The sequence below is a fragment of the Vibrio sp. RW genome, from assembly GCF_027587105.1.
GTDB lineage: Bacteria > Pseudomonadota > Gammaproteobacteria > Enterobacterales > Vibrionaceae > Vibrio > Vibrio toranzoniae.
This window is the reverse complement of sequence record NZ_JAPPTM010000082.1, coordinates 1-595: the sequence shown is the minus strand read 5'-3', so window position 1 is coordinate 595 and position 595 is coordinate 1. Positions and strand designations below refer to the sequence as shown.

Here is a 595-nt window from a genome sequence, read left to right as displayed (position 1 = left end):
ATATGTTACCGATCCGATTGATGCAAGCGCACTAAACGACGGCACACTCACCGCTACAGCCAGCGTGTCTGATGTGGCTGGCAATCCAATTTCAGCACAAGATTCAGTCGAACTTGATAACACCGCAGTTATTACAACTAGTATTGATAAAACAACCGACGGCGTGATTAATGGTAATGGCGAAAGCGCCGCCATGGTTATACGCGGCACAGTGACTGACGTTGAAGACGGCCAAACTGTTACTGTTATTATCAGTGATGGCACAAACCAAGTTGAAACCACGGCACTTGTACAAAACGGCGAATACGTCACCGATCCAATTGATGCAAGCGCACTAAACGATGGCACATTAACCGCCACTGCAAGTGTATCTGATATCGCGGGCAACCCTGTAAGCGCACAAGATAGCGTTGAGCTTGATAACACTGCCGCCATTACCACAAGCATTGATAAAACCGCCGACGGCGTGATTAACGGCAACGGCGAAAGCGCCGCCATGGTTGTGCGTGGCACGGTGAGCGATGTGGAAGACGGTCAAACTGTGACGGTGATCATCAGTGATGGCACAAACCAAGTTGAAACCACGGCACTTGTA

1 protein-coding gene is annotated in these 595 nt (G+C 49.6%); it reads left to right on the top strand.

The window, feature by feature from the left end:
- On the top strand, positions 1 to 595 hold a 595-nt coding region (locus OCT63_RS21400), incomplete at both ends, for a hypothetical protein (protein WP_269984594.1).